Origin of the sequence: Marinobacter sp. VGCF2001, from assembly GCF_049943275.1 — a bacterium.
Lineage (GTDB): Bacteria > Pseudomonadota > Gammaproteobacteria > Pseudomonadales > Oleiphilaceae > Marinobacter.
In genome coordinates this window covers 34,757-59,134 of the sequence record NZ_JBNFVX010000015.1, presented here as the reverse complement: position 1 = coordinate 59,134, position 24,378 = coordinate 34,757, and the positions used below count along the sequence as shown (strand labels likewise).

Sequence of the window (24,378 nt, the reverse complement as noted above, 5' to 3'; positions counted from 1 at the left end):
GTTATTGGAGCCCGGACGACAGCAACTGGTCCATTTCCTCAAGCACTGCCACCAGTTCACGTCCGGATTGCTCGCGCCCCCGGAAATGCTCCTCCGCCATGGGCGCAATACCAGACACCGCCGGCAGCGGACCGCCGGCCTCAACCAGCGATTTCATCTTTTCAAGAAACACAAACTGCAACCATTGAGTGAAGCTCATGGTATCCAGGCAAAATGGCTGGGTACTTTCAAACGCGGCCGGCGGCAGCGCTTCGTATTGCCAGACACCCAGCTGTCGGAGTTCAATTTCGATGTTCAGTAAACCATCGGTGATCAGATCAAGATGGCGCGCGTTTTCGCTCATAGTCTCCTCTTAGTCGGCCAGAGGCTCCAGCTCAACAGACTCTCCATGCAGCACTCGGTAAAGGTCCTCATACTGGCGAGTAAGGGTGTGCTTCGGTGCCATGTGAATCAGCGGCTGCCGGCTCTGGTGCGACTCCTTCATCTTGACGGAGCTGGATAAGCGCACCGGCAGCACCGGCAAACCTTCGTCAATCAGTTCTTTGACCAGCTGCCTTGGCAGGCTTGCCCTCGGCTGGAACTGGTTCGCAATAATACCCTCGACCACCAACTCTTCGTTGTGGTCTTCCTGCAGCTCACCTATCTCGTGAAGGATGTTGTACAGCGCCTGGCGGGAGAAATCATCACAATCGAACGGGATCAGACAACGTTGGGCGGCAATCAGCGCAGACCGGGTATAGAAGTTCAGCGCCGGCGCGGTATCGATGAAGATTTCGTCAAAACTGTCACCGAGTTTTTTCAGAAATTCCCTGAGCTTGTAGATCTTATGCTTCGTCTCGAGCTTGCGCTCCAGAAAATCCAGCTCCGGACTGGACGGCAGCACAAAGAGATTGTCGAACGAGGACGCGTGCACAAATTCGTCCGGACGACGGTTGAACACACTGAAGGCGACCGTCTGCTCAAGCAGGTCAGCCACGGTATCCCGGAGCTCTGCCGCCGGCTTGCCCAGAAGATAATGGGTGGAGTTGCCCTGCGGGTCAAGATCCACCACCAGTGTCCGTTTACCTCGCGCGGCGCTGATTGCGGCCAGGTTACAGGTAATACTGGATTTGCCAACACCGCCTTTCTGATTGAATACAACCCGTCTCATGTCGTCTCTCCAATGACCTTTATCATTATTAATTCTCTGTCGTCACCATCCCATCACCGCTTTCACGAACGGAATGGTCAGCCTGCGCTGGGCTTGCAGTGAGTTTTCGTCCAGGGTGTCGAGCAAACCCAAAAGATCCCCCAGCCTTCTGGGAGCCCGGCGCATAATAAAGCCCGCAACATCGTCGCTCATCACCAGGCCACGCTGTTCCGCTCGCGCCATGAGAATGCGCTGGCGGTCCTCGTCCCTGTACACCCCCAACTGGAGAAGCAGACCATGTGCAAGCCGGGAACCAAGGTCTGCCAGCCCGAACGGCAGCGAGGCCGGCACTTCAGACAGGCTGATCACCAGCAACCCCTTCTGGTCAAGCACACGATTATACAAGTGGAATACCGCTTCCTCCCAGGCCGGGTCACCCGCTACGTGCTCCAGATCGTCCAGGCAGATCACATCATGGCTATCCAGGCCCGCCAGCGCGTCCGGGCCAAATGGCAACAACTCTTCAATGCTGATGCAGACCGCGGTTTTGCCCATTTGCTCGGATTCGTGACACAAAGCCTGCAGGAGATGGCTTTTGCCCGTATCGGAATCCCCGCAGATAACCACCACCGGTAACCCTTCCGGTCGATGGCAGACCGACTTCAGGCGCTCGGCTGCCGGGCGGTTCCGATCGCCGTGGAAGTTATCGAATCTGGCATCATCGCGGAGTTTGACCCCCAGCACCATTTGTGAGGCTTTCATGTCCGCTTCGCCCTCCAGGCCCGCAAACTCCATACCATGACGTAGTGGCCGCCACTAACCACTGAACTGACGGCGACCAGCCAGGTGCCCGCGGCAATCACCCATGGCTGCATGGGCAGCCCCGCCAGCAAAATAATAATCGCCAACGCCACCAGAATCTGGATAAATGTATTGAACTTGCCGGGGAGGCTCGGCTCCATATCAAAACGACCAATGCCGTAATGAAATGCCAGCCCGCCACACACGATGACCAGATCCCGGCCCAAAACCAGAGCAAACAGCCACACCGGCAGCACGCCGGTAATGGTGAGCATCAGATACGCCGAAATCAACAGCGCTTTATCTGCCAATGGGTCGGCAACCGCTCCAAGACGGGAACGCCAGTTGAAGTGACGGGCCAAAAATCCGTCGAAGGCATCAGTAAGCGCCGCGACAAAAAAGATAGCGAGGGCCAACCGGTAGTTGCCCTGCAATAATGCGCCTGCGAACGGCACAATCAACACCATTCGCAAGAACGTCAGCGCGTTGGGAATCCAGCGCCACCTTGAACTCACCGGGCTGCCTCCATCAAAGCATCAACTTCGGCCACCCCCACTGGTTCCGGGAGCGGTTTGCCAGCGGTAGTAAAGTACCTGGTACAGCGATTCAAAAGCCTGCTCTGAATCCTGCTCATCTCCCGGCGCCAGCGGCCGATAACTGAACCCGGCAGAGGAGGATTCCGCATCCTGCGCCTCATTGTCTGACGGAGCCTGCGACGGCGTTGCCTGCCCAACCACTTCTGGCCCGGCATCATCAGAGCGCGCGCCCTCGGCAGGCAAGCGGCTTGCGGCCGGCTCATCCGGTCGCTCCGTCGGGACAAAACGGGCATCCAGCGCAATATGCTCTTTCAACTGGTCCAGCTCCCCCGAAAACGCCAGCTCAACCGTAAGCCGGTCGCCGCGTACCCGCGACGCCCCCACCGACATTACCGGGGTCATTTCCCGCAATGCGCCGGTAATCTGGCCATAATCGGCCAGTGTCGAGACCCCTTCCAACACCATATCCACCTTCGGCGCTTCACCAACCCCGTCGGCCGTGACCGCATATCGGCTGGCATATTGTTCGGTCCACCGGTCTATCACAGCCTCAGCCAGCTGCTCAGGTGTCTGAGCCGTCAGCGATTGTTCGCCAGCATCCATACCCATCCCTTCAATAACCCAACCGGCGCGCCACTGGCTCCCGGAGCGACTGATGCGCACCAGCGTCAGTGCGTCGTGAGCAAGGTCCCCGGAAACATCCTGAATACGGCCGACAAATTGCCCCCACAAGTCCGATAACAGCGCCCGATCACCGGCGAACCGCTCTGGCGGAAACACAACGGGCAGCCCGCGGGCGTCAGCGGCAGCAGACAGCAACCTGGCCCAGCTGCCGTCTTCACGATCAGCCTCATTCTGCGTAACCCGAGTCAACAATTGCCGTTCACCGCGATCTTCCACCGCCACCCAGGCCAGAGTCAGCGGCCTGTTAGCCCCCCAGACCGGAGCCTCCAGAGATGCCAGGGCGCGATTCACACCCACCGCACCAAAACTCATCTGCAGGCGGGACTGATCGTTCTTGCGATTCACCTGGTAAGAGAGCAGCATCGATTCCGCGTCGGCCAGCACCGATTCCAGGCCTTCCAGCGCAAGCACCTCGCGTGAACCGGAAACCCGAACCATGACTTGCCGCAATCCTTCCGCGTACCCGGCTTCAAGGTCTGCAGCCTCCGTGCCGCTGAGCGGAACATTAGCCGAATACAGGCCAGACACGGTAACGGCCGATGCCGGGGCGACGGAAACAACCCAGCAGACGGCCACGAAACAGGCCGCGGCCATTCGTCTGGCTACGGCTGTGATAAATGATTCGGTCATGAAACACCTTGCCAATCCCATGGTTGGCGCACAGGATACACCATCACCAAAGCCGAGAGTAGCAAGCACAGATTGCCGCCCGGCAATCTCTGGCGGGCAAAATCGCGCTGCCTCCCGATTCCGGTTGGAGCGCCCGTGCGCACCTGCTAAAATCCGCGCCTTGACTCACAGGCCTACGGTTATATTCCATGAGCGAACAGAAGCCTTCCCTGACCTATCGCGACGCTGGCGTAGACATCGACGCCGGCAACGATCTTGTCAACCGAATCAAGAATACCGCCGCACGCACCCGCCGCCCTGAAGTGCTCGGCGGCCTCGGCGGCTTCGGCGCCATGGTCGCCATTCCCGCGGGCTACAAAGAGCCGGTCATGGTTTCCGGCACCGACGGCGTGGGCACCAAGCTTCGCCTGGCCATGCAACTGGAAAAACACGACACCATCGGCATCGATCTGGTAGCCATGTGCGTCAACGACCTGGTGGTGGGCGGCGCAGAACCGCTGTTTTTCCTGGACTATTACGCTACGGGCAAACTGAACGTGGATGTCGCAGCCGATGTCGTTGAAGGTATTGGCAAGGGCTGCGAGCAAGCCGGATGCGCGCTGGTCGGCGGCGAAACCGCAGAAATGCCGGGTATGTACGAAGGCGACGATTATGATCTCGCGGGCTTCTGCGTGGGTGTTGTCGAGCGCGAGAGCATTATTGACGGAAGCCGCGCACAGCCGGGCGATGCCCTGCTGGCACTGGGATCATCCGGCCCGCACTCCAACGGCTACTCGCTGATTCGGAAAATCCTCGAAGTCAGCGGCGCCGACCTGAGCCAGCCGATGGGCGATACCACGCTTGCCGATGCACTGATGGCACCAACCCGGATCTACGTGAAAAATCTGCTTCAACTGATTCGCGAGGTTGATGTCCGGGCCCTGTCCCACATCACCGGTGGCGGCCTGCCAGAGAACATTCCCCGGGTACTTCCCAAAGGCACAGTAGCGGCAATCGACACCCGGAGCTGGGAACTCCCACCCGTGTTCCAATGGCTCCAGGACGCCGGCGGCGTGGCAAGGGAAGAGATGTACCGTACCTTCAACTGCGGGATCGGTATGCTCGTTTGCGTACCGGAAGACCAGAAAGCACTGGCCATGGACACACTTACCGCCATGGGCGAGAACGTTTGGCAGATCGGCGTGATGGAAGCAGCCGACACCAGCGATGCCGAGCCTGTCGTTCGTTACGCACCGGGGCTGCTGAAAGCATGATGGCAGATCCGGCCCCCGTCCCCAAGATCCTGGTCCTGGCCTCCGGCAGTGGCACCAACCTGCAGGCCCTGATCGAAGCCTCCCGGGAAAGAAACTTCCCGGGGGAGATTATAGCCGTAGGGTGCAACAAGCCCGGCGCTTTTGCGTTGGAGCGCGCTACCCAGGCCAATCTCGCCACGTTTGTTATTGATCACACGCAATATGGCTCGAGGGAAGAATTCGACGCTGCGTTGATGGCCGAGATCCTGCGCCACAACCCGGACCTGGTGGTGCTGGCAGGCTTTATGCGCATACTGACCAGCGACTTCGTGCGCGCTTTCCGGGGTAAGATGCTCAACATCCACCCCTCGCTGCTGCCCGCCTACACAGGCCTGAACACCCATCAGCGGGTGCTTGAGGCCGGAGACCAGACACACGGCGTGTCGATCCACTTCGTTACCGAGGAACTGGATGGCGGCCCCGTGATCGCCCAGGCCGAGATCGGCGTGGCCGGGGATGACACACCGGAGTCCCTGGCGGAGAAGGTGCAAGAGCAAGAGCACCTGCTCTATCCGATTGTTGTCCGTTGGTTCTGCGAAGGCCGGATACAGCTTGGTGCGGAGGGCGTCTTGTTTGACGGTGCCCTGCTAGAGCAACCTATGCGACTGGCTGCCGGCTGAACATATTGTCATCCCAACGCACCGCCGAACACACTACACTGTCACCTGCGTGAACAGTGAAAGAGGTCTCCGGATGCGTATCAAGATCCCGAAAATGTTATCCCGGTGGTTGCTGGCCGGTGCTGTTGCCGGCCTGATCGGGCTGGCATTCCCGGCAACCGCGGCCGATACCCCCCTGACGCCCTACAAAGCCAGCTATACCGCATCAATGTCGAAGGGTGTCAGCCTTAACGGCGAAGGGATACGGGTTCTGTCCGATAAGGGCAACAACGTCTGGCTCTACCGCACAGATGTGGACTCGTTCATCGCCGACATCGACGAGTCTCTTATTTTCCGGTGGGAAGAAGGCCGGGTTATCCCCCTGCGTTACCGCTACCGGCTGTCCGGCTTCCTGATCAAGGATCGCAAACAGTCCATTGATTTTGACTGGCAGGCCGGGGTTGCCACCGGCAGTTACCGGGGCGACACCTTTGAGGTGGAATTACGGGAAAACACCCTGGACCCCCTGGGTTACCAGCTCCAGCTGCATCAGGATCTGAAGGCGGGCAAACGGGATGTGACCTATCAGGTACTGGATAAAGGTGACTACGACGACGACCGGTTCGCCGCGATTGATGAAGACAGCCTGAGCACCAACGGCAGCAACATGAAGACGCTGAAAGCGGAAAAGGTCCGGGACGAGGGTTCCAAGCGCCAGACTCTGATGTGGTTTGATCCGGCCCGGGATTATCTGTTGGTGCGCCTGCTCCAGGTAGAGCCGGATGGCAGCGAATACGAGTTACGACTGAAAGAGGCAACGCTGGCTGATTAATCGGCCAGCGCTTGCGCGGCCCATACTGCCTTTACTTCCTCCGCGATGATTCGCAACCCTTCGGCGACCCGGTCGTCGTCCTGCGAGTAGGTTACCCGCAGGCACTCATGGCGATGGCGCCAGCCATCTTCCGGCAGGCCGGGGAAGAAGTAATGGCCGGATACCACCAACACACCACGCGCCTTCAGCCGCTGGTAGAGTTCCAAGCTCGACACCGGCAAATCCGGGAACCAGAGCCAGAGAAACATGGCGCCTTCAGGTTTGTGTATGTACCAGCGGCAACTATCCTCGCCCATAGCATCACGGAATGCCGACACTGCCCGCTGCATCTTCTCCTTGTAGAACGGACAAACCACATCGCGGCTCAGCGACAAAATTTCACCCGAACTTACCAGCGGCTCCGCCAGCATGGCACCAAAGCTGCCGGTGGCCAGATTCATGATCGCATTAATGCCCGACAGCGCTTTGATGATGGACTCTTCTGCAATCACAATGCCGGTGCGAGCCGCCGGCAAACCCAGCTTGGACAAACTCAGGCACAGGACGATCTGCTCATTCCAGGTTGGCTGCGCGTCGACAAACAACAGGCTTGGAAAAGGCGTGCCGTAAGCACCGTCGACAATCAGCGGGATGTCGTGCTGTCGCGCCAGTTCTTCAAGCCGGGCCAGCTCCTCGTCCGTCACCACGTTACCCGTGGGATTGGTGGGGCGGGATACGCAGATAGCGCCGGTCTCACCGGTGACCTCTACGGCGTCAAAGTCGACCCGGTACTTGAACTCGTGGGCATCGGTAAACGAAATATCGGGCTGCACGGCATGGAACAGCCCAGGCTCAATTCCGGCATCGGCATAACCAATATATTCGGGCGCCAGGGGCAGCAGGATATGCTTGCGGTGGCCATCGCCATAATCCCCGCCAAACATATTGAAAAGCATAAAGAAGGCGGCCTGGCTACCATTAGTCAGGGCAATATTTTCAGGCTTCAGGCCCCAGCCGTACTCCCGGTTAAGCAGCTCTGCCAGAGAGGCGATAAACTGCTTCTCACCCTGCGGGGGGTCGTAGATTCCCACAAGGCGTCGAACCTCCCCTTCATCAGCCGCCATGTCGGCCAGAATTTGCTGCACCCGCTGCTGTATTTCGGGGATGTGGCCTGGATTACCACCCCCCATCATGATCATGTCTTCACCTGAGGCCATGGCATTTCCAAGATCGTCCATCAAGGAAGTGATGCCGGCATCGGCGGTAAATTTACGACCAAAAGCAGAGAGTTTCATGATTCCTTCCGTTCCAAGGGCTCTGAGGCGGGTTACGGGCAATTAGCTCAGCCAGCCGGTGTGTCAGATTTCCAGGGAGATCCCAAGGTTGCTGACACCCTGATTTGCAGCGCCGGCTTGCAGTTCAGCCAGGAAGTCTTCCCGGGGCGTTCGCTGTTTTTTGAGGGCCACAACCGTGTCCCGCTGAAACAGCTTGTCGTCTTTCAGCAGGGGGTGATGCTCGAACAAGCGCACCAGATCATTCTCATCCAGTTCTTCGCCTTCGGACATTTCAACAAAGTCCATGACGGTCCGGGTAGCCAGCTGGGAGGCTTCGGTAGCGCGGTGCTTGTTCGGGTTCAGGCGATTCAGCAGCGCCTGCTCAAGCAACTGGCAAAAATCGAAGGCTGGATAGACCCCGTACGCGTCGTAGTCTTCAACGTCCGGGCACAGGCCTTCAAGTTTGGTCAGCAATTGGGGAATGGCGGCATCGGCTGTCTCTTTCTGGAGCATCTCCCAGCCAAGATCGAGCAACTGGCGCATTTTGCCGCCGGTTTTCAGGCCAACGGCGTCTGCAAACAGGGCGTAGTTGGGAAACGAGCGCTCAGCCAGGGCCAGCAGGAAGGCGCATTCGCGCCAGCCCTGCAGTTGTGAGACGGCTTTCAGAAACTGGTTGGCGTTCATGTCCTGGGCAGGGTCACGCCGGTTTGGCCAAGGTATTTGCCGCCACGGTCTTTGTAGCTGGTTTCGCAGATTTCGTCGGATTCGAAGAACAGCATCTGGGCAACGCCTTCGTTAGCGTAGATTTTCGCTGGCAGGTTGGTGGTGTTGGAGAATTCCAAAGTCACCTGGCCTTCCCACTCCGGTTCCAGCGGGGTGACGTTTACGATGATCCCGCAGCGGGCATAGGTACTTTTGCCCAGGCAAATGGTCAGCACACTTCTGGGGATGCGGAAGTATTCAACGGTGCGCGCCAGTGCGAAGCTGTTCGGCGGAATGACGCAGACGTCGCCGGTGTAGTTGACGAAGCTGTTTTCGTCGAAGTTTTTAGGGTCGACGGTGGCACTGTGGACGTTGGTGAAGATTTTGAATTCGTTGCTGCAACGTACGTCGTAGCCGTAGCTTGAGGTGCCGTAGGAGATGACGCGGCCTTTTTCGCTTTCCCGAACTTGCCCGGCTTCGAAGGGTTCGATCATGCCGTGCTGTTCGGACATCCGGCGGATCCACTTGTCGGATTTGATGCTCATGGGTGAATTCTCGTTTCCAGCTGGTGGGAAAATTGGGGCGTAGTTTACCTTGTCGTGGGGTGACTGTCGAAGCCTCGACGCTCTCGCTCTTCGCAGCCTGCGAGCAGAACCAAAGGAAGTGTGGGCTGCTTTCCAAAAAACGCTACGGCAGGTGGCTGCGACATCAGGCCCTTCTGTCCAAAAACCGCTACGAGCACCCGCAAGCGGGTCCAGCCAGCAATCACAGATTGCTGTCGTTCGGCTGCGCATGAAGCTCCGCTTCATAAACACTTGCCTCACCCATGTGCGCTTCTCTCCGGCCATCCATGGCCTCCGACATTTTTGGACAGGAGGGCCTGACGCCGCGATCCGACAGCCTAGTTTCAGTCCCTTGGCACCGGATCTTGGTTAATGCTCCGTTACGGAAACACTCGAAATCGTCCCACCAAGATTCCGCTCGCGGGTGGACAACTCCGCCCCCACCCTTCTGGCGATGTCGCGGTAGCGTCTTGCTACTTCAGAATCCGGCTCAGCGACCACGGTCGGCGCGCCGCTGTCGGTTTGCTCGCGAATGGTCATGTGCAGGGGCAACTGGCCCAAGAGGGTACTGTCGTACTCTTCCGCGATGCGTTCGCCGCCACCGTGGCCGAAGAGGGGCTCTTCGTGGCCGCAGCTGGAGCAGATGTGCACACTCATGTTCTCGACCACACCCAGCACCGGGATGTCGACTTTGCGGAACATTTCGATGCCTTTTTTGCCGTCCAGCAGGGCGATGTCCTGGGGAGTGGTGACGATGACCGCCCCGGTGACCGGAACTTTCTGGGCCAGGGTGAGCTGGATGTCGCCGGTGCCGGGGGGCATATCGACGATCAGGTAATCGAGTTCATCCCATAGGGTTTGCTGGAGCAGTTGCATGACGGCACCGCTGACCATAGGGCCGCGCCAGACCATGGGGGTTTTGTCGGTGGTGACGAAGGCCATGGAGTTGGCTTGAAGTCCGTGGGCGGGCATGGGGACGAAGTATTTGTTTTCGCGTACGTCCGGGCGTTTGTTCTCGGGCACACCGAGCATCATGCCGATGCTGGGGCCGTAGATGTCGGCGTCCAGGATGCCGACCCGGGCGCCTTCGGCCTGCAGAGCCAGAGCCAGGTTCACGGCGGTGGTGGATTTGCCGACGCCGCCTTTGCCGGAGGCCACGGCGATGATGTTTTTCACGCCGGGAACGGCCGGCAGGTCTTTGTTGGTTTTGTAGCTGTGGATTTTCTGGGCTACGTGTACCTGGGCGTTTTCCACGCCGTCAACAAATTCCAGGGCGTTGGCAACGATCTGTTTCAGGCCGCCGGCAATGCCTTTGGACGGGTACGGCAGTTCGACCATCAGGGTCACGTTACCGTTGTCGTCTGCACTCAGGTTTTTCACGGCATCCAGTTCGTACAGGTCTTTGTTCAGGTAAGGGTCCCGGTATTCGCGCACCGCGGCTTCGAGGGCCTGTTGGAAAATCTGGGTCATCGGGGGTCTCCGGAATAAGCTCATAAGCTTGAATGCAGGTGAAAAAAGATGGTTTGGAAGGTATCATCTGTGCCCGTTTCTGACCATATGGGGTCTTTACCTGGAACAATCAATTGCAATTGTTGCAGGAATCCCGTTTTGTCTTTCCAACCCGTGTCAACATAAGGTTCGGACATCACCATGACGCAAGCGAGCAAGCAACAGCGCGACATTCTGGTTACCAGTGCCCTGCCCTACGCCAATGGGCCCATCCATCTGGGGCATCTGCTGGAATACATTCAGACCGATATCTGGGTGCGCTTCCAGAATATGCGTGGCCACAACTGCTATTACGTTTGCGCCGACGATGCCCACGGTACCGCCATCATGCTGCGCGCAGAACGCGAGGGCATTACCCCGGAGCAGCTGATTGACAGGATCAGTCAGGAGCATCAGGAAGATTTTGCCGGCTTCAATATCCGCTTCGACAACTATTACTCCACGCATTCGGAAGAAAACCAGTACTTCTCCGAGTACATTTACCGCCAGATTCAGGCGAACGGGAATATTGCCACCCGCAAGATCACCCAGTTCTTCGATCCCGAAAAAGAAATGTTCCTGGCGGACCGTTTCATCAAGGGCACCTGCCCGAAATGCAAGACCGAAGACCAGTACGGTGATAACTGCGAGGCCTGCGGCGCCACCTATACCCCCGCAGAGCTGATCAACCCCCGTTCCGCGGTCTCTGGCGCGACGCCGGTCGAGAAAGAGTCCGAGCACTATTTCTTCAAATTGCCAGAGTTTCACGATTTCCTGAGCAAGTGGACCCGCAGTGGCGCGCTGCAGCCCCAGGTGGCCAACAAACTCGCTGAATGGCTGGATGCCGGCCTTCATGAATGGGATATCAGCCGCGACGCGCCCTACTTCGGCTTTGAAATTCCGGACGCGCCCGGCAAGTATTTCTATGTCTGGCTGGATGCTCCGATTGGCTACCTGGCCAGCTTCAAGAACCTGTGCAACCGCGAAGGCATCGATTTCGAGCACTTCTGGAAGAAGGATTCCAGCGCCGAGGTGTATCACTTTATCGGCAAGGACATCATCAATTTCCATGCGCTGTTCTGGCCCTCCATGCTGCACGATGCCGGCTTCCGCACACCAACTGCGGTCTGGGCCCACGGTTTTGTAACAGTGAATGGCAAGAAAATGTCCAAGTCCCGCGGTACCTTCATCATGGCCCGCACCTATCTGGACCATCTGAATCCGGAATACCTGCGTTACTACTTCGCCGCCAAACTGACCGGCGGTGTGGATGACATGGACCTGAACCTGGAAGACTTTGCCGCCCGGGTGAATTCCGATCTGGTGGGCAAAGTGGTGAACATCGCCAGCCGCAGCGCCGGGTTTATCACCAAGCGGTTTGACGGCAAGCTGGGCCAGGTCACCGAGCAGGAAAAGCTGCAGGAGTTTATTGATGCCGGCGAGCAGATCGCCGAATTCTATGAATCCCGGGAGTTCGGCCGCGCCATGCGCCGGATTATGGAGTTGGCCGATATCGCCAATCAGTATGTCAATGATGAGCAGCCCTGGGTGATCGCGAAGCAGGAAGGCCAGGACGACAAGTTACAGGCCATCTGCACCAACGCCATCAATATGTTCCGACTGCTGATGACTTATCTGGCGCCGGTGCTGCCGAAGACGGCGGAGGCAGCCCAGTCTTTCCTCAACTCCCGTCTGGACTGGAATACCCGCACGGCCCTACTGGAAAACCACGGCATCGACAAGTTCAAGCCGCTGATGAGCCGGGTGGACATGGCTCAGATCGAGAAGATGCTTGAGGCTTCTAAAGAAGAGCTGCCGGCCGCCCAGGGCGACGTCAAGAAAGACGCAGCAAAGGACCTGGAGCCGATTGCCGAGGAAATTGAATTCCCGGATTTCGCCAAGGTCGATCTGCGCGTGGTGAAAATTCTCAAGGCCGAGCACGTTGAGGGAGCCGACAAGCTTCTTCGCCTCACTCTTGACGTGGGGCATGGCGAGCGCAACGTGTTTGCTGGTATCAAGTCGGCCTACAAACCGGAAGACCTGGAAGGTCGTATGACGGTGATGGTGGCCAACCTCAAGCCCCGGAAGATGAAGTTCGGTATGTCCGAAGGCATGGTTCTGGCGGCCGGCCCCGGTGGTAAGGACATTTTCATTCTGTCTCCGGATTCCGGCGCTGTGCCGGGTATGCGGGTGATGTAAAAAGAAACTGAGACGCTCCGATGACAGAGTATTTACTGATTCTGGTCAGCACCATTCTGGTGAATAACTTCGTGCTGGTGCAGTTCCTGGGGTTGTGCCCGTTCATGGGGGTTTCCGGCAAACTGGAAACCGCCATGGGTATGTCGCTGGCCACCACCTTTGTGCTGACCCTGTCGTCGGTGTGCAGTTATCTGGCCTACACCTACCTGCTGGCGCCGCTAGATCTCGCATTCCTCAAAACAATCACGTTCATTCTGGTGATTGCCGTTGTGGTGCAATTCACCGAGATGGTCGTTCGCAAGACCAGCCCGCTGCTGTATCGGGTACTTGGTATCTTTCTGCCCCTGATCACCACCAACTGCGCTGTACTCGGCGTGGCGCTTCTGAACCTCAACAAGAACAACAACTTTGTGGAATCTGTACTGTACGGCTTTGGTGCCGCAGCCGGCTTCTCTCTGGTGCTGGTTTTGTTTGCCGCCATGCGTGAGCGCATTGCCGTCTCAGACGTACCGGTTGCATTCAGGGGCGCGGCCATCGGTATGATCACCGCAGGGCTCATGTCGCTGGCTTTCCTGGGTTTTACCGGCCTGGTCGCAGTCTGACGGAGCGATTGTTATGTGGACGAGTTTCCTGATTGCCGTTGTTGTTCTGCTCGCCCTTGCCCTGGTTTTCGGCGGGCTGTTGGGGTTTGCGTCTGAGCGTTTCAAGGTTGAGGGTAATCCGCTGGTAGACCAAATCGATTCCGTGTTGCCCCAAACCCAGTGCGGCCAATGCGGTTTTCCCGGCTGCCGGCCTTACGCCGAAGCCATTGCCGATGGCGAAGCCATTAACAAATGCCCGCCCGGTGGTGAGAGCACCATCAAGGCGCTGGCTGACCTCCTGGATGTCGAGCCGCAACCTCTCGACGCCGAACATGGCGTGGAGCAGGCCAAGCGGATCGCGGTCATTCGCGAGGATGAATGCATTGGCTGCACCAAGTGCATCCAGGCGTGTCCGGTAGACGCGATTCTCGGCGCCGCCAAACATATGCATACCGTTATCGAGAGTGAGTGCACCGGTTGTGACCTGTGCGTGGAGCCCTGCCCCGTGGATTGCATCGACATGATTACCGTCGAACCCGACATACGCACCTGGACCTGGACACCGCCAGCGCCCCAAATCATTGCCACCGATCGCCAGGGAGCCAGTGCCTGATGACGCAGCTGTGGGATTTCACCGGCGGCATCCATCCGCCCGAGAACAAGCACCAATCCACGGCCCGCCCGATTCGCGAGGCCGGGCTGCCCGAGCGCCTGGTTCTGCCGTTCCAGCAGCACATTGGCGAGCCCGCTGAACTGGTTGTTTCAATGGGCGACCGGGTTCTGAAAGGACAGAAAATCGCAGACGTGACCAGCGGCATGGGCGTCCCTGTGCACGCGCCCACCTCTGGCCTGATTGAAAGTATTGAACAGAGGCCCGTTCCCCATCCGTCTGGTATGGCGGACTGGTGTATTGTCCTCAAACCCGACGGCGAAGATCAGTGGTGTGCGCTCTCTCCCATTGAGGATTATAAGCAGCTTGACCGGGAAGAGGTTCTGAACCGAATCCGGGAAGCCGGAATCGCCGGCATGGGGGGCGCGGGATTTCCGACGGATATCAAATTGCGTCCGCCCCGGGATCGCAAGGTCGACACCCTGATTCTCAACGGTGCCGAGTGCGAGCCCTATATCTCCGCTGATGACATGACCATGCGCGAGCAGGCAGCCGACGTGGTTGCGGGGCTGAAGGTAATGGCCTGGGTTCTCCGGCCTTCCCGCTGTGTGGTTGGCATTGAAGACAACAAACCCGAAGCCATCGCGGCCATGCGCGAGGCGGTAGAAGGCACACAGATCGAAATTGCCGTGGTGCCCACCAAGTACCCCTCCGGCGGTGAAAAACAGCTGATCCAGATTCTGACCGGGCAGGAAGTACCCAGTGGCGGCATTCCCGCGGATATCGGTGTCATGTGCCAGAACATTGGAACCGCCGTTGCAGTTGGCCGGGCTATTTTCGAGGGCAAGCCACTGCTCTCTCGTGTTGTTACTGTTACCGGCGAGGCGGTACGTGAACCCGGAAACTTTGAGGCCCTGATCGGAACGCCTATCCACCAGTTGCTGAGCGCGGCGGGGATGGAACAGGAGCGGCTTGACCGGCTTGTTCTGGGCGGCCCGATGATGGGCTATACCCTGACGACAGACACCGTTCCCGTGGTGAAAACCACCAACTGTGTGATTGCCGCGACCGCCGCCGAACTGCCGGCTCCGCCACCGGAGCAACCCTGCATCCGCTGCGGACAATGCGCAGAAGCCTGCCCCATGGAATTATTGCCGCAGCAGCTTTTCTGGCACTCGAAGGCCGGCGAGTTCGAGAAAGCAGAACACCTGAACCTGTTTGACTGCATCGAATGCGGCGCCTGCTCCTATGTTTGCCCGAGTTCCATTCCACTGGTGCAGTACTATCGCTTTGCCAAAGGCGAAATCCGGACCCAACGGGCCGAACAGCTGAAGGCAGACAGAGCCCGGGAGCGGTTCGAGGCACGCCAGGCGCGCCTTGAACAGGAGCAACGGGAAAAAGAGCAGCGGCGACAGGAACGTGCAAAAGCGGCCGCCGAAGCCCAGGCCAAAAAGCAGGCCGAAGCCGAAATGGCCACTGCAGACGGCCAGGCCACCGACAGCCGCGCAGCAAAGGCGGCATTGGTGCAACAGGCGCTGGAGCGTAAGAAAGCCAAGGCCGCCGGAGCAAAAGAACAGACCGCCTCCACCACCGCGAGCGCTGTTGACGAAACACCGGATATTGAAGCGCTCGAGAAGCAGCTCACGCAGGCCGAGGCCAAGCTCAACACCATGCAAGGTATGCTCGACGAAGCCCGGACTCAGCAAGCCGACAATGTCGAAAAACTGGAACGGGCGGTTGCCAAGAATCACGACCGGGTACAGCGAGCGCAACAGGCGCTCGATCAGGCTCGCAAGCAGGTAGCGGAAGAAACCGCGTCGTCCCAATAATTCATTCAGGCTGGAACTTCATGGCTCTTGTTCAACAGTCCTCACCCCACGCGCACCGCGCTCGCCCGACATCGCGGGTGATGCTCTGGGTTATTCTGGCCGCTCTGCCCGGCCTGCTGGCGCAAACCCTGTTCTTCGGCTGGGGCAACCTGATCAATGTCATCTGGTGCGTGGCTCTGGCGCTGGCATCCGAGGCCGCCATTCTGAGGCTGCGTGGTAAACCCGTCGGATTCTTCCTGCGTGATAACACCGCCGCCGTGACCGGGTTACTGCTGGGCTTGTCTTTGCCCCAATTCACGCCCTGGTGGGTGTCTGGCATTGCCGTCATCTCGGCCATCGTGGTGGCCAAACAGCTGTACGGAGGCCTCGGCTCCAATCCCTTCAATCCCGCGATGGTTGGCTACGCCCTGGCGTTGATCTCATTTCCGGTGGCGATGACCACTAACTGGGCGGAGGCCGCCATACTCGGGGGCGGCGCTCCCGGGCTGGGAGAGACCTTGGCAAAAATTTTTGCCGGAAGCCAGACCGCCGTCGATGGCTGGACCATGGCAACGCCACTGGATGAATACAAACACAAGATTGCCAGCCACACCGCCGCGGAAGTGTTAACCCATCCAACGTTCGGCGACTGGATCGCCCATGGTTGGGAGTGGGTGAATCTGGCGTTTCTGGGAGGAGGCATCCTGCTGGTGGCGCTGCGCATTATCACCTGGCACATTCCTGTGGCGTTTCTTGGCGGGATCGCTGCCATGAGCTTGGCCTTTGGCACCAATGCGGATCAATATGCTCCCCTTCAGCTTCACCTGCTGGCCGGTGGCACTATGCTGGGCGCTTTCTTTATCGCCACCGATCCGGTTTCGGCCGCCACCAGCCACCAGGGCAAACTGATCTACGGGGCGGGTATTGGCGTTCTGATTTACCTTATTCGCAGCTGGGGTAACTATCCCGATGCAGTGGCTTTCAGTGTGCTGCTAATGAACTTCGCAGTGCCCTTTATTGACCATTACACACCACCCCGGACCTACGGCCACCACAAGGCGCGCCGGGGTGTTTTCGGCCGCAGTGGAGGTTGATCATGAGCGCCGTAACCACCGCTATCCGCCGCAGTGCTGTTGGCCTTGGCCTGTTTGCCATCATAACCGGAGGCACCATCGCCCTGACCCAGGGGCTGACCAAAGCACGGATTCAGGAACAGGCCGCCCGCGCAGAGGCTAAAGCCCTGTTTGAAATCATTCCTGAAAGCCAGCACGATAACGACCTACTCAAGGATGTTGTAACTCTCCCCGCCAGCCCACGGCTGCCGGTTGAAGGTCCTCTTCGTGCCTGGGTTGCGCGCAAAGACGGCGACCCCGTGGGCATGATACTGCCAACCGTGGCCCCGGACGGCTATTCCGGCAACATCCGCCTGCTGGTCGGTCTTAACCTCCAGGGGCGTTTGCTTGGAGTCCGGGTCATCAGCCACAAAGAAACGCCGGGGCTGGGAGACCGTATTGAAACCCGCAAGTCCGACTGGGTTTATGCCTTTGAAGGCAAATCCCTCGGCAATCCGGAACCCAGGGCCTGGAACGTCAAAAAAAACGGGGGCGTCTTCGACCAGTTTACCGGCGCCACCATCACGCCAAGAGCCGTGGTAAAAGCCGTCAAGAAAACTCTGGTTTACTTCCGCGAGCAACGATCGGTCATTCGTGAACGGTTAAATGCACCACCAGAGCCCGGGAAACAGCGCCTGATCCCCGAAGCCATTGCTGCCGATAATCAACCCGTGGAGCATTCCTGATTATGAGCACGAAATCCTCCCGTGAAATCATCAAGGATGGCCTGTGGGACAACAATCCCGCCCTGGTTCAGGTTCTTGGCTTATGCCCGCTGCTTGCGGTCACCAGTACCGTGGTCAACGCCATTGGCCTGGGCCTGGCCACCCTGCTGGTGCTGGTCGGGTCGAACTTGTCGGTTTCAATCATCCGCAACTTCGTCAGTGAGTCTGTGCGCCTGCCCGCGTTCGTGATGATCATCGCCTCTTTTGTAACCTGCGCCGAATTGTTGATGCAGGCCTTCACCTACGAGCTTTACCAGATTCTGGGGATTTTCATTCCGCTGATCGTTACCAACTGCGCCATCCTCGGCCGCGCAGATGCCTTTGCTTCCAAGAATCCGCCGCTACCCGCCATGCTGGACGGCGCCATGATGGGCCTTGGTTTCCTGGCAGTTCTGGTGACGCTGGGGGGCATGAGGGAACTGATTGGCCAGGGCACGCTGTTTGCCGATATGCATCTGTTGCTTGGCCCCGTCGCTGCTGACTGGGTAATTCAACCCTTCGACCAGTATCCCGATATGTTGTTCATGGTGCTGCCACCGGGTGCCTTTATGGGGCTGGGGCTGTTGATTGCACTGAAAAACGGGATAGACCGTCATCTCGAAGAACGAAGAAAAGCCGCAGAACCGGCACCGGCCGCCGCCGGCAGCAAGCGGGTACGAGTAACCGGCACCATTTCCTGAACCAGACCGCAACAGTATGAACAAAGAAAAACGAACAGAGATTTTCTCCCGGTTACGGGCTGCCAACCCGAACCCGACCACGGAGCTCAATTACAGCTCGCCGTTCGAGTTGCTGATTGCCGTGATTCTCTCCGCTCAGGCAACCGATGTGGGCGTAAACAAGGCGACCGACAAGCTGTTTCCCGTTGCCAATACACCCGAGTCGATTGCCGCCCTTGGGGTCGAGGGGCTGAAAGAATACATAAAAACCATCGGGCTGTTTAACAGCAAGGCCGAGAACGTCATCAAAACCTGCCATATCCTGATCGAGCGACACGGCAGCGAGGTGCCAGACCGGCGGGAAGCCCTGGAGGCATTACCCGGAGTCGGCCGGAAAACCGCCAATGTGGTGCTGAATACTGCGTTCCGGCAACCGGCGATGGCGGTCGACACCCACATTTTCCGGGTTTCCAATCGCACCGGCATTGCCCCGGGCAAAAATGTTGTTGAGGTCGAGCAACGACTGATGCGGCTGGTGCCCAAAGAGTTTCTCATGGACGCACACCATTGGCTGATTCTCCATGGCCGATATACGTGCACGGCCCGCAAGCCAAAATGCGGTGCCTGTATGATCGAAGACCTTTGCGAATTCAAGCAGAAACGGGATTACCAGTAACTAAAGCCTTTCCGAGACGCGGACACAAAAAAGCCGGCTGCCGCCGGCTTTTTAACAAGCGGAGTACGATGGTTAGCGCTGCCCCAGCATTTTCTCTTTCAGGTCTTCCTGGGCCGGCTTGTCAGACAGCCAGATCCCGAACAGGGCTTTTTTAAAGGCCAATCCACCAACGGTGTCTTTCTGTTCGCCGTTTTTCGACACCCGAACGCCCTCGCCCGGCAGATACACCAGATCAAACACGTCGCCTTCCTTGATCTCTTCCTGGAATACGCCCATGAACTGATCCACGTCTGACTGGATAGCAGAAAGATCACCGTCTGTAGAAGACTGGAAACCTTCCATCGTGGCTTCGGTCATACGTTCGCTGGTGATCATGCCAGAGGTAATGTGCAGCGTAATCACCTGGGGCTCGTCAGCATTGATGACAGCCGCGCCATCACTGACCTGCTCGGCGACGTACAAACCACCCACGTACAGATCCATGAACCACTTGGAGCGGGTGCCCGCGCCATTGAGTTTGAGCTCCTGCCCCATGGCAGAATATGTGTCGGGCACATCCACATCGCCCACGGTCAGGGCCGACGCCGGAGCTGACAAAACGCCGGTCAGCAGGAGAGAGGCCAAGCCTGCAGTAAGAGCCTTGTTCATAGTCCTTTCCTTTCGATCGTTATTATTGAGTGTTTCATTCGACACCGAAGCAGATGTCCACCTTTGCTCCGGTGGCCCATTCTAACAACGAATTTTGTGGCCTGATCGCCACCTGGTTCTCATTTGCCGCGACATTAAACTAAAAAGCCGGCCACGTTTCCATGACCGGCTTTCCTGGCTGCTACTTTAACAACGTCTATTTGAACAACAGGTTTCCAGACAGGCCTTCTTTCTCCAGGATTTCGCGAAGTCGACGCAAGGCTTCCACCTGGATTTGACGAACTCGTTCACGAGTCAGGCCAATCTCCTGACCGACCTCTTCAAGGGTGCTGATCGGGTAGCCCCTGAGACCAAAACGCCGGGAAAGCACTTCCTGCTGTTTGTCACTGAGCTGGTCGATCCACTTTCCCAGGCAAGAACACATATTATTGTCCTGCAGCAGGTCTGCGGGGTCCGACGCGCCCTCGTCGGCCACGGTGTCCAGCAGGGATTTGTCGCTGCCAACGCCGATGGGAGTGTCCATCGAAGCCACACGTTCGTTCAATCCAAGCATTCGTTTCACATCGTGAACCGGCTTGTCGACCATGCGGGCGATTTCTTCTGCCGTAGGCTCGTGGTCCAGCTTCTGCGTTAGCTCGCGCGCCGCCCGCAAGTACAGGTTAAGCTCCTTCACCACATGAATCGGCAGACGAATGGTCCGCGTCTGGTTCATAATCGCCCGCTCGATCGTCTGGCGAATCCACCATGTCGCGTAGGTTGAGAACCGGAAACCGCGCTCAGGATCAAACTTTTCAACCGCGCGGATCAGCCCCAGATTACCCTCTTCAATCAGGTCCAATAGTGTGAGCCCGCGGTTGACGTATCTGCGGGCGATCTTCACCACCAGGCGAAGGTTACTTTCAATCATGCGCTTACGCCCACTGTCCTCGCCCTTTCGGGCAAGCCGGGCAAAGTAAACCTCTTCTTCAGGGGTCAGAAGTGGTGAAAAACCAATTTCGTTAAGGTAAAGCTGGGTTGCGTCCAGTTGCTTCTGGCTGGAGTAGTACTTTCCCTGGGCTGGGAAGCCACCGTCTGCTCCCGCAGGCTCATCGTCTGCTGCGGCTTTTTCAGGCTTGTCTTCGGCTAGCAGTCGTTCCTCTGCCTCTTCGATATCCGAGACACGATCGACGATCATTTCTTCCTGTTCTACTGACATTGTTTACCCCGCCTCTCAATAATCCTGTTTTCCCCGTTACTTCTTGTTATTCCGGGTATCTTTCAGTTTTGGTGTTATTCAGGACATTTGCGTGTTGGCTGGCAATTACGTTTGCCGTTTTTGTTTTTCTGTATCTAGCTATCCGTCAGGCCGACAGGTGATTTCTGCAATTCAAGCCCCGGCCACGATTAACGCCTTGGCAGATATCTGGACGGGTTAACGGGGTTGCCGTTCTTCCGAATCTCAAAATGCAGTTTAGGCTTGTCCGTACCGGTACTTCCCAGTTCGGCTATTACCTGCCCGGCTTTTACGCCCTCCCCTTCTTTAACCAGTATTTTTCGATTGTGTGCGTAAGCGCTCAAATAATGTTCGTTGTGGTTCACAATAATCAGATTGCCGTAACCTAGCAACCCGTTTCCGGCGTACACCACACTGCCATCTGCTGAGGCCTTGACCGCATCCCCGGGATTCCCCGCGATATCGATCCCCTTGTTCACAGAGCCGGATGATGAAAAGTTTGCAATTACAGTGCCAGAGTGCGGCCAATGCCAACGGACATCAGCGACTACCTGGCTACCGGATTGCCTGGACGCCGGCTTGGAGGGCTTGGTCTTTTTCGTCGGGCGAGCAGCAGTCGCCACCGACTGCGAGCGGGATGGAGGTGGCGATAGATCAGAGCGACCCGATGAACTGACCCGGGTGCCCGGGGGTATGGTGCCTTTGCGGTCCAACCGCAATACCTGGCCGGGATGGATATTCCAGGGCGGGCCAATCCCGTTGGCATTCCCCAACTCCCGATAGTCGCGGCCATAACGCCAGGCAATGCGGTACAGGTTTTCCCCCTCTTTAACCACATGGGAGCCCCAATAGACAGGCGGGTTATAGAGATCATCCTGATAGATGGCATTGGTATTACAGCCGTAGAGTGAGGCAATGACCGTAAACAGCAAACAAACAGCAAGAACCCGCGATAACACGCCTTGCCGTTGGCCAGAAGCTGAACCTTCAGGCCGCCCAACGGGGGAAAACTCAGATTGAATGCGCCCGTTAAACCGAATCACGTATAATAAGCTGCCTGGTTATAAAAACTCTGTCTTAGACATTATCCTGAATGGATCTATATTTTCCGAATCAGGACTAACTAACTAATATAGTGCACGATTACCGGGCAATGCCAAGTTACCGAGCGCACCGGAATGTTACCCTTGGGAACAATGAATTTGTGCGCCAGGTAACATTTTCTTACTTGGGTGCGACCGATCTGCCGACGGTATGGTTTCCCATCTTGCCCGCAAACTCAATAACCAGTACCAGCGCTAACCCCACCACGGCCAACGCTACGGCTGCCAGAATTTGCGGGTCTTGCCCGTAGAGTGCCGACCAGGCCTCCGGCGAAACAGGCGTCTGGCTTACCGGGACCTCTTGCCCTGCACTATTGGTCCGCCAGCTGAGTGTTTCCTGCCAGGGCCAGACCTTATTCAGTGCTCCCACCATGAAGCCTGTAAGCAAGGCCAGCACAATGTCGTGAAAGTGCCGGAAAGCCAGGGTAATGAGGCGTGCGACCGAGAGCAGCCCCGCCAGACAACCGAGCAGGAATAGCCCGAGGTATCCCGGCTCCACGTTTTTAATCGCCGCCAGCACCGGCGAATACATACCGATAATCAACAATAAAAAGCTACCCGAGATGCCCGGCAAAATCATGGCGCAGATCGCCAGCGCCCCCGCCCCGAAAAAGGCCAGACCAGAAGGCGTCAGTTCGCTGGCCGGCAGCGTGGTTATCCACCACGCAAAAAGCACGCCGGCCGAAAAGGGCACCAGTAGCAGCGCTGCTGGCCGTTGAACCTGCTGACCGACGTGCCACACGGACGCCACGATCAATCCGAAAAAGAAACTCCACAGCAAGACCGGCTGGGTATCAAGCAACCAGCTGATCGCCGAGGCCAGGCTGACGACACTGGCGAGAATACCCGCCATAAGGCTGATCAGGAACGCGCCATCAATCGCGCGCCAGAAGCCGGCAACGTCACCGCGAAATAGTTGGCGCATTACGGCCAGGGGCGCGGCACTGACAGCCTCCAACAGACGGAAATAGATGCCCGTAATAAACGCAATGGTGCCGCCGGAGACGCCAGGGACAATATCAGCCGCCCCCATCGCCATGCCGCGCAGAAAAACGGCGGGGAGACTGTGGCGATGCCCGGCGGTTGTCGTTTGAGGTTCCGACATTAACGGATTACTCCACCCAGCAACGGCACGAAGCGCACAGGCTCAAGATTGTGACGCTCGAAATGATTGCCCTTTCGGATAATTTTGACCAACACCTGATTCTCCTCTCCCACCGGTGCAATCAGTACACCGCCTTCAGCCAACTGCTCCAGAAGCTCTTGTGGAACTTCAACGGGAGCCGCTGTAACAATGATGCCGTCAAACGGGCCACGCTCTGGCCAACCCATTCCCCCATCGGCGTGCTTCAACAGAACATTCCGGATATTCAACTGCCTCAGCCTGTCCCGGGCACGATCCTGCAGTGGCCGGATACGCTCCACGCTGTAAACCTCGGGGAACAATTGCGACAACACCGCAGTCTGGTATCCGGAACCGGTTCCCAGTTCCAGTACTCGCCGGGGAGCGTGCGCCAACAGCAGCTCCGTCATGCGCGCCACGATGTAAGGCTGAGACAGAGTCTGACCATGCCCGATGGGCAGCGAGGTGTCTTCATAGGCCCGGTGTGCCAGGGCTTCATCGAGGAAAATGTGCCGGGGCACCTGGCCCAGCACCTCAAGCACCCGGTCAGACTCAATCCCGCCGTCTCGAAGGCGCTGAACCAGGCGCATCCGGGTGCGCCTTGAGGTCATACCGATACCCTCAAGCTGGGCGCTCATAACCGTTCTCCCCCCGGCAGGTCCAGGGTGTCTACCCAATTCCGGAGTCCTGACAGGGCTTCATGGCGGGTCATATCAATGTGAACCGGGGTAATCGAAACATAGCCCTCCTGCACCGCGTGAAAATCGGTACCGGGCCCGGCATCGCCACCTTGTCCGGCAGCGCCTATCCAGTAGCGCTGCTTGCCACGGGGGCAGGTCATGGGCACTGCACCTTCGGCGCGTTCCCGATGACCAAGGCGCGTCACCCGGAAGCCGTTAAGCTTTTCCCAGGGCAGATCCGGCACATTCACGTTCAGAATGGAACGCGGCCCCAGCTTCAGCGCCTGCTTACCCTCGAGTAACATACGCACCACCCTGGCAGCCGTGGCATAGTGGTAGTGCCCGTTATTCACGAGCGAGACCGCGATGGCGGGCAAGCCCAGATGACGCCCCTCTGTGGCCGCGGCAACCGTACCCGAGTAAATAATGTCGTCACCCAGATTGGCATGGGTATTAATCCCCGAAACGACCCGGTCAAACGGCGCATCGAACAACCCGTTCACCGCCAGGTGAACGCAATCTGTGGGCGTGCCATCTACTGATCGAAAGCCATTAGGGTGCTGCTCTACCGTCAACGGACGGTTGAGTGTCAACGCATTACTCGCGCCGCTGTGGTCCCGGTCCGGAGCCACCACGTCGAGCTCTCCGAAACCTTTCAGACCCTCATACAGCGCCACCAGACCCGGCGAATGAACGCCATCGTCATTGGACAACAGAATTCGCACAGTAATC

General features: G+C 58.0%; 26 protein-coding genes. 11 read left to right on the top strand and 15 right to left on the bottom strand.

The features are described from left to right. Position 1: 1 nt before the first annotated feature. The 5 genes from ACP2AU_RS13620 to ACP2AU_RS13600 all read right to left on the bottom strand — a co-directional run bounded on the left by ACP2AU_RS13620 (position 2) and on the right by ACP2AU_RS13600 (position 3,780). Complete coding sequence (locus ACP2AU_RS13620) at positions 2 to 343, bottom strand: YqcC family protein (RefSeq protein WP_426376750.1); 342 nt, start codon at positions 341 to 343, stop codon at positions 2 to 4. Positions 344 to 352: 9 nt separating this feature from the next. Next, the gene (locus ACP2AU_RS13615; protein WP_426376749.1) at positions 353 to 1,150 is read right to left on the bottom strand and encodes a ParA family protein; all 798 of its coding nucleotides are present in this window, start codon (positions 1,148 to 1,150) and stop codon (positions 353 to 355) included. 42 nt (positions 1,151 to 1,192) lie between these two features. Then, positions 1,193 to 1,891 (bottom strand): DnaA regulatory inactivator Hda, encoded by a 699-nt coding sequence (gene hda / locus ACP2AU_RS13610; protein WP_426376748.1) that lies wholly within the window; start codon positions 1,889 to 1,891, stop codon positions 1,193 to 1,195. Then, on the bottom strand, positions 1,888 to 2,397 hold the full coding sequence (locus ACP2AU_RS13605; RefSeq protein WP_426376784.1) for a CDP-alcohol phosphatidyltransferase family protein: 510 nt from the start codon (positions 2,395 to 2,397) through the stop codon (positions 1,888 to 1,890). Before ACP2AU_RS13605 ends, hda begins: the two co-directional genes overlap by 4 nt. A 69-nt stretch (positions 2,398 to 2,466) precedes the next feature. Further along, entirely contained in the window at positions 2,467 to 3,780 is a 1,314-nt protein-coding gene (locus tag ACP2AU_RS13600) for a DUF2066 domain-containing protein (RefSeq protein WP_426376747.1), read from the bottom strand. A 188-nt stretch (positions 3,781 to 3,968) separates the two neighbouring features. On the opposite strand from ACP2AU_RS13600, the gene purM reads away from it, so the two are divergent. From purM to ACP2AU_RS13585, 3 genes are all read left to right on the top strand, one after another. Continuing rightward, a complete protein-coding gene (gene purM / locus ACP2AU_RS13595; RefSeq protein WP_426376746.1) occupies positions 3,969 to 5,033 on the top strand; it encodes a phosphoribosylformylglycinamidine cyclo-ligase in 1,065 nt (354 codons plus the stop codon). Next, a complete protein-coding gene (gene purN, locus ACP2AU_RS13590) occupies positions 5,030 to 5,692 on the top strand; it encodes a phosphoribosylglycinamide formyltransferase (RefSeq protein ID WP_426376745.1) in 663 nt (220 codons plus the stop codon). The genes purM and purN overlap by 4 nt, the downstream gene beginning before the upstream one ends. A gap of 73 nt (positions 5,693 to 5,765) precedes the next feature. Continuing rightward, a complete protein-coding gene (locus ACP2AU_RS13585; protein ID WP_426376744.1) occupies positions 5,766 to 6,503 on the top strand; it encodes a DUF3108 domain-containing protein in 738 nt (245 codons plus the stop codon). Here the strand turns inward: ACP2AU_RS13585 and ACP2AU_RS13580 are convergent. The 4 genes from ACP2AU_RS13580 to apbC all read right to left on the bottom strand — a co-directional run bounded on the left by ACP2AU_RS13580 (position 6,500) and on the right by apbC (position 10,491). Beyond that, positions 6,500 to 7,777 (bottom strand): valine--pyruvate transaminase, encoded by a 1,278-nt coding sequence (locus ACP2AU_RS13580; RefSeq protein WP_426376743.1) that lies wholly within the window; start codon positions 7,775 to 7,777, stop codon positions 6,500 to 6,502. The two genes, ACP2AU_RS13585 and ACP2AU_RS13580, sit on opposite strands and share 4 nt — an antisense overlap. Positions 7,778 to 7,840: 63 nt before the next feature. Beyond that, positions 7,841 to 8,440 (bottom strand): YjaG family protein, encoded by a 600-nt coding sequence (locus tag ACP2AU_RS13575; protein ID WP_426376742.1) that lies wholly within the window; start codon positions 8,438 to 8,440, stop codon positions 7,841 to 7,843. Next, positions 8,437 to 9,003, bottom strand: a complete 567-nt coding sequence (dcd, locus tag ACP2AU_RS13570; protein WP_426376741.1) for a dCTP deaminase — start codon at positions 9,001 to 9,003, stop codon at positions 8,437 to 8,439. The genes ACP2AU_RS13575 and dcd overlap by 4 nt, the downstream gene beginning before the upstream one ends. A 387-nt stretch (positions 9,004 to 9,390) precedes the next feature. Next, positions 9,391 to 10,491: an iron-sulfur cluster carrier protein ApbC gene (gene apbC, locus ACP2AU_RS13565; RefSeq protein WP_426376740.1), complete on the bottom strand. Its 1,101-nt coding sequence runs from the start codon at positions 10,489 to 10,491 to the stop codon at positions 9,391 to 9,393. 180 nt (positions 10,492 to 10,671) lie between these two features. On the opposite strand from apbC, the gene metG reads away from it, so the two are divergent. The 8 genes from metG to nth are packed head-to-tail and all read left to right on the top strand — an operon-like array spanning position 10,672 to position 18,879. After that, positions 10,672 to 12,708, top strand: coding sequence for a methionine--tRNA ligase (gene metG, locus ACP2AU_RS13560; protein ID WP_426376739.1), 2,037 nt, complete (start codon positions 10,672 to 10,674; stop codon positions 12,706 to 12,708). 20 nt (positions 12,709 to 12,728) lie between these two features. Beyond that, positions 12,729 to 13,310 (top strand): electron transport complex subunit RsxA, encoded by a 582-nt coding sequence (gene rsxA, locus ACP2AU_RS13555; protein WP_011784454.1) that lies wholly within the window; start codon positions 12,729 to 12,731, stop codon positions 13,308 to 13,310. Positions 13,311 to 13,323: 13 nt separating this feature from the next. Then, positions 13,324 to 13,902 (top strand): electron transport complex subunit RsxB, encoded by a 579-nt coding sequence (gene rsxB, locus ACP2AU_RS13550; protein WP_426376738.1) that lies wholly within the window; start codon positions 13,324 to 13,326, stop codon positions 13,900 to 13,902. Then, complete coding sequence (rsxC, locus tag ACP2AU_RS13545; protein WP_426376737.1) at positions 13,902 to 15,728, top strand: electron transport complex subunit RsxC; 1,827 nt, start codon at positions 13,902 to 13,904, stop codon at positions 15,726 to 15,728. Before rsxB ends, rsxC begins: the two co-directional genes overlap by 1 nt. 20 nt (positions 15,729 to 15,748) lie before the next feature. Next, the gene (gene rsxD, locus ACP2AU_RS13540; RefSeq protein WP_426376736.1) at positions 15,749 to 16,801 is read left to right on the top strand and encodes an electron transport complex subunit RsxD; all 1,053 of its coding nucleotides are present in this window, start codon (positions 15,749 to 15,751) and stop codon (positions 16,799 to 16,801) included. 2 nt (positions 16,802 to 16,803) lie between these two features. After that, positions 16,804 to 17,505 (top strand): electron transport complex subunit RsxG, encoded by a 702-nt coding sequence (gene rsxG / locus ACP2AU_RS13535; RefSeq protein ID WP_426376735.1) that lies wholly within the window; start codon positions 16,804 to 16,806, stop codon positions 17,503 to 17,505. Positions 17,506 to 17,507: 2 nt separating this feature from the next. Continuing rightward, the gene (locus ACP2AU_RS13530; RefSeq protein ID WP_426376734.1) at positions 17,508 to 18,224 is read left to right on the top strand and encodes an electron transport complex subunit E; all 717 of its coding nucleotides are present in this window, start codon (positions 17,508 to 17,510) and stop codon (positions 18,222 to 18,224) included. Between the two features lie 16 nt (positions 18,225 to 18,240). Continuing rightward, a complete protein-coding gene (gene nth / locus ACP2AU_RS13525) occupies positions 18,241 to 18,879 on the top strand; it encodes an endonuclease III (RefSeq protein ID WP_426376733.1) in 639 nt (212 codons plus the stop codon). Between the two features lie 72 nt (positions 18,880 to 18,951). On the opposite strand, the gene ACP2AU_RS13520 is transcribed toward nth, so the two are convergent. The 6 genes from ACP2AU_RS13520 to surE form a co-directional block, all read right to left on the bottom strand. Beyond that, positions 18,952 to 19,527, bottom strand: a complete 576-nt coding sequence (locus tag ACP2AU_RS13520) for a chalcone isomerase family protein (protein WP_426376732.1) — start codon at positions 19,525 to 19,527, stop codon at positions 18,952 to 18,954. 196 nt (positions 19,528 to 19,723) lie between these two features. Further along, positions 19,724 to 20,722, bottom strand: a complete 999-nt coding sequence (gene rpoS, locus ACP2AU_RS13515) for an RNA polymerase sigma factor RpoS (RefSeq protein ID WP_426376731.1) — start codon at positions 20,720 to 20,722, stop codon at positions 19,724 to 19,726. Positions 20,723 to 20,910: 188 nt separating this feature from the next. Then, a complete protein-coding gene (locus ACP2AU_RS13510; protein WP_426376730.1) occupies positions 20,911 to 21,672 on the bottom strand; it encodes a peptidoglycan DD-metalloendopeptidase family protein in 762 nt (253 codons plus the stop codon). Positions 21,673 to 21,964: 292 nt separating this feature from the next. Continuing rightward, a complete protein-coding gene (locus tag ACP2AU_RS13505; protein ID WP_426376729.1) occupies positions 21,965 to 22,948 on the bottom strand; it encodes a DUF368 domain-containing protein in 984 nt (327 codons plus the stop codon). Continuing rightward, positions 22,948 to 23,604: a protein-L-isoaspartate(D-aspartate) O-methyltransferase gene (locus ACP2AU_RS13500; protein WP_426376728.1), complete on the bottom strand. Its 657-nt coding sequence runs from the start codon at positions 23,602 to 23,604 to the stop codon at positions 22,948 to 22,950. The genes ACP2AU_RS13505 and ACP2AU_RS13500 overlap by 1 nt, the downstream gene beginning before the upstream one ends. Beyond that, positions 23,601 to 24,371, bottom strand: a complete 771-nt coding sequence (gene surE / locus ACP2AU_RS13495) for a 5'/3'-nucleotidase SurE (RefSeq protein ID WP_426376727.1) — start codon at positions 24,369 to 24,371, stop codon at positions 23,601 to 23,603. The genes ACP2AU_RS13500 and surE overlap by 4 nt, the downstream gene beginning before the upstream one ends. Positions 24,372 to 24,378: the final 7 nt, after the last annotated feature.

Excerpts from the sequence above, each read along its gene's own strand:
- ACP2AU_RS13615 (WP_426376749.1), bottom strand. The coding sequence starts at position 1,150 with ATGAGACGGGTTGTATTCAATCAGAAAGGCGGTGTTGGCAAATCCAGT.
- ACP2AU_RS13600 (WP_426376747.1), bottom strand. The coding sequence starts at position 3,780 with ATGACCGAATCATTTATCACAGCCGTAGCCAGACGAATGGCCGCGGCC.
- rsxB (WP_426376738.1), top strand. The coding sequence starts at position 13,324 with ATGTGGACGAGTTTCCTGATTGCCGTTGTTGTTCTGCTCGCCCTTGCC.
- rsxD (WP_426376736.1), top strand. The coding sequence starts at position 15,749 with ATGGCTCTTGTTCAACAGTCCTCACCCCACGCGCACCGCGCTCGCCCG.
- rsxA (WP_011784454.1), top strand. The coding sequence starts at position 12,729 with ATGACAGAGTATTTACTGATTCTGGTCAGCACCATTCTGGTGAATAAC.
- rpoS (WP_426376731.1), bottom strand. The coding sequence starts at position 20,722 with ATGTCAGTAGAACAGGAAGAAATGATCGTCGATCGTGTCTCGGATATC.
- metG (WP_426376739.1), top strand. The coding sequence starts at position 10,672 with ATGACGCAAGCGAGCAAGCAACAGCGCGACATTCTGGTTACCAGTGCC.
- rsxG (WP_426376735.1), top strand. The coding sequence starts at position 16,804 with ATGAGCGCCGTAACCACCGCTATCCGCCGCAGTGCTGTTGGCCTTGGC.
- ACP2AU_RS13505 (WP_426376729.1), bottom strand. The coding sequence starts at position 22,948 with ATGTCGGAACCTCAAACGACAACCGCCGGGCATCGCCACAGTCTCCCC.
- ACP2AU_RS13605 (WP_426376784.1), bottom strand. The coding sequence starts at position 2,397 with ATGGTGTTGATTGTGCCGTTCGCAGGCGCATTATTGCAGGGCAACTAC.
- rsxC (WP_426376737.1), top strand. The coding sequence starts at position 13,902 with ATGACGCAGCTGTGGGATTTCACCGGCGGCATCCATCCGCCCGAGAAC.
- dcd (WP_426376741.1), bottom strand. The coding sequence starts at position 9,003 with ATGAGCATCAAATCCGACAAGTGGATCCGCCGGATGTCCGAACAGCAC.
- ACP2AU_RS13530 (WP_426376734.1), top strand. The coding sequence starts at position 17,508 with ATGAGCACGAAATCCTCCCGTGAAATCATCAAGGATGGCCTGTGGGAC.
- ACP2AU_RS13575 (WP_426376742.1), bottom strand. The coding sequence starts at position 8,440 with ATGAACGCCAACCAGTTTCTGAAAGCCGTCTCACAACTGCAGGGCTGG.
- nth (WP_426376733.1), top strand. The coding sequence starts at position 18,241 with ATGAACAAAGAAAAACGAACAGAGATTTTCTCCCGGTTACGGGCTGCC.
- purN (WP_426376745.1), top strand. The coding sequence starts at position 5,030 with ATGATGGCAGATCCGGCCCCCGTCCCCAAGATCCTGGTCCTGGCCTCC.
- hda (WP_426376748.1), bottom strand. The coding sequence starts at position 1,891 with ATGAAAGCCTCACAAATGGTGCTGGGGGTCAAACTCCGCGATGATGCC.
- ACP2AU_RS13580 (WP_426376743.1), bottom strand. The coding sequence starts at position 7,777 with ATGAAACTCTCTGCTTTTGGTCGTAAATTTACCGCCGATGCCGGCATC.
- ACP2AU_RS13585 (WP_426376744.1), top strand. The coding sequence starts at position 5,766 with ATGCGTATCAAGATCCCGAAAATGTTATCCCGGTGGTTGCTGGCCGGT.
- ACP2AU_RS13520 (WP_426376732.1), bottom strand. The coding sequence starts at position 19,527 with ATGAACAAGGCTCTTACTGCAGGCTTGGCCTCTCTCCTGCTGACCGGC.
- ACP2AU_RS13500 (WP_426376728.1), bottom strand. The coding sequence starts at position 23,604 with ATGAGCGCCCAGCTTGAGGGTATCGGTATGACCTCAAGGCGCACCCGG.
- purM (WP_426376746.1), top strand. The coding sequence starts at position 3,969 with ATGAGCGAACAGAAGCCTTCCCTGACCTATCGCGACGCTGGCGTAGAC.
- ACP2AU_RS13620 (WP_426376750.1), bottom strand. The coding sequence starts at position 343 with ATGAGCGAAAACGCGCGCCATCTTGATCTGATCACCGATGGTTTACTG.
- apbC (WP_426376740.1), bottom strand. The coding sequence starts at position 10,491 with ATGACCCAGATTTTCCAACAGGCCCTCGAAGCCGCGGTGCGCGAATAC.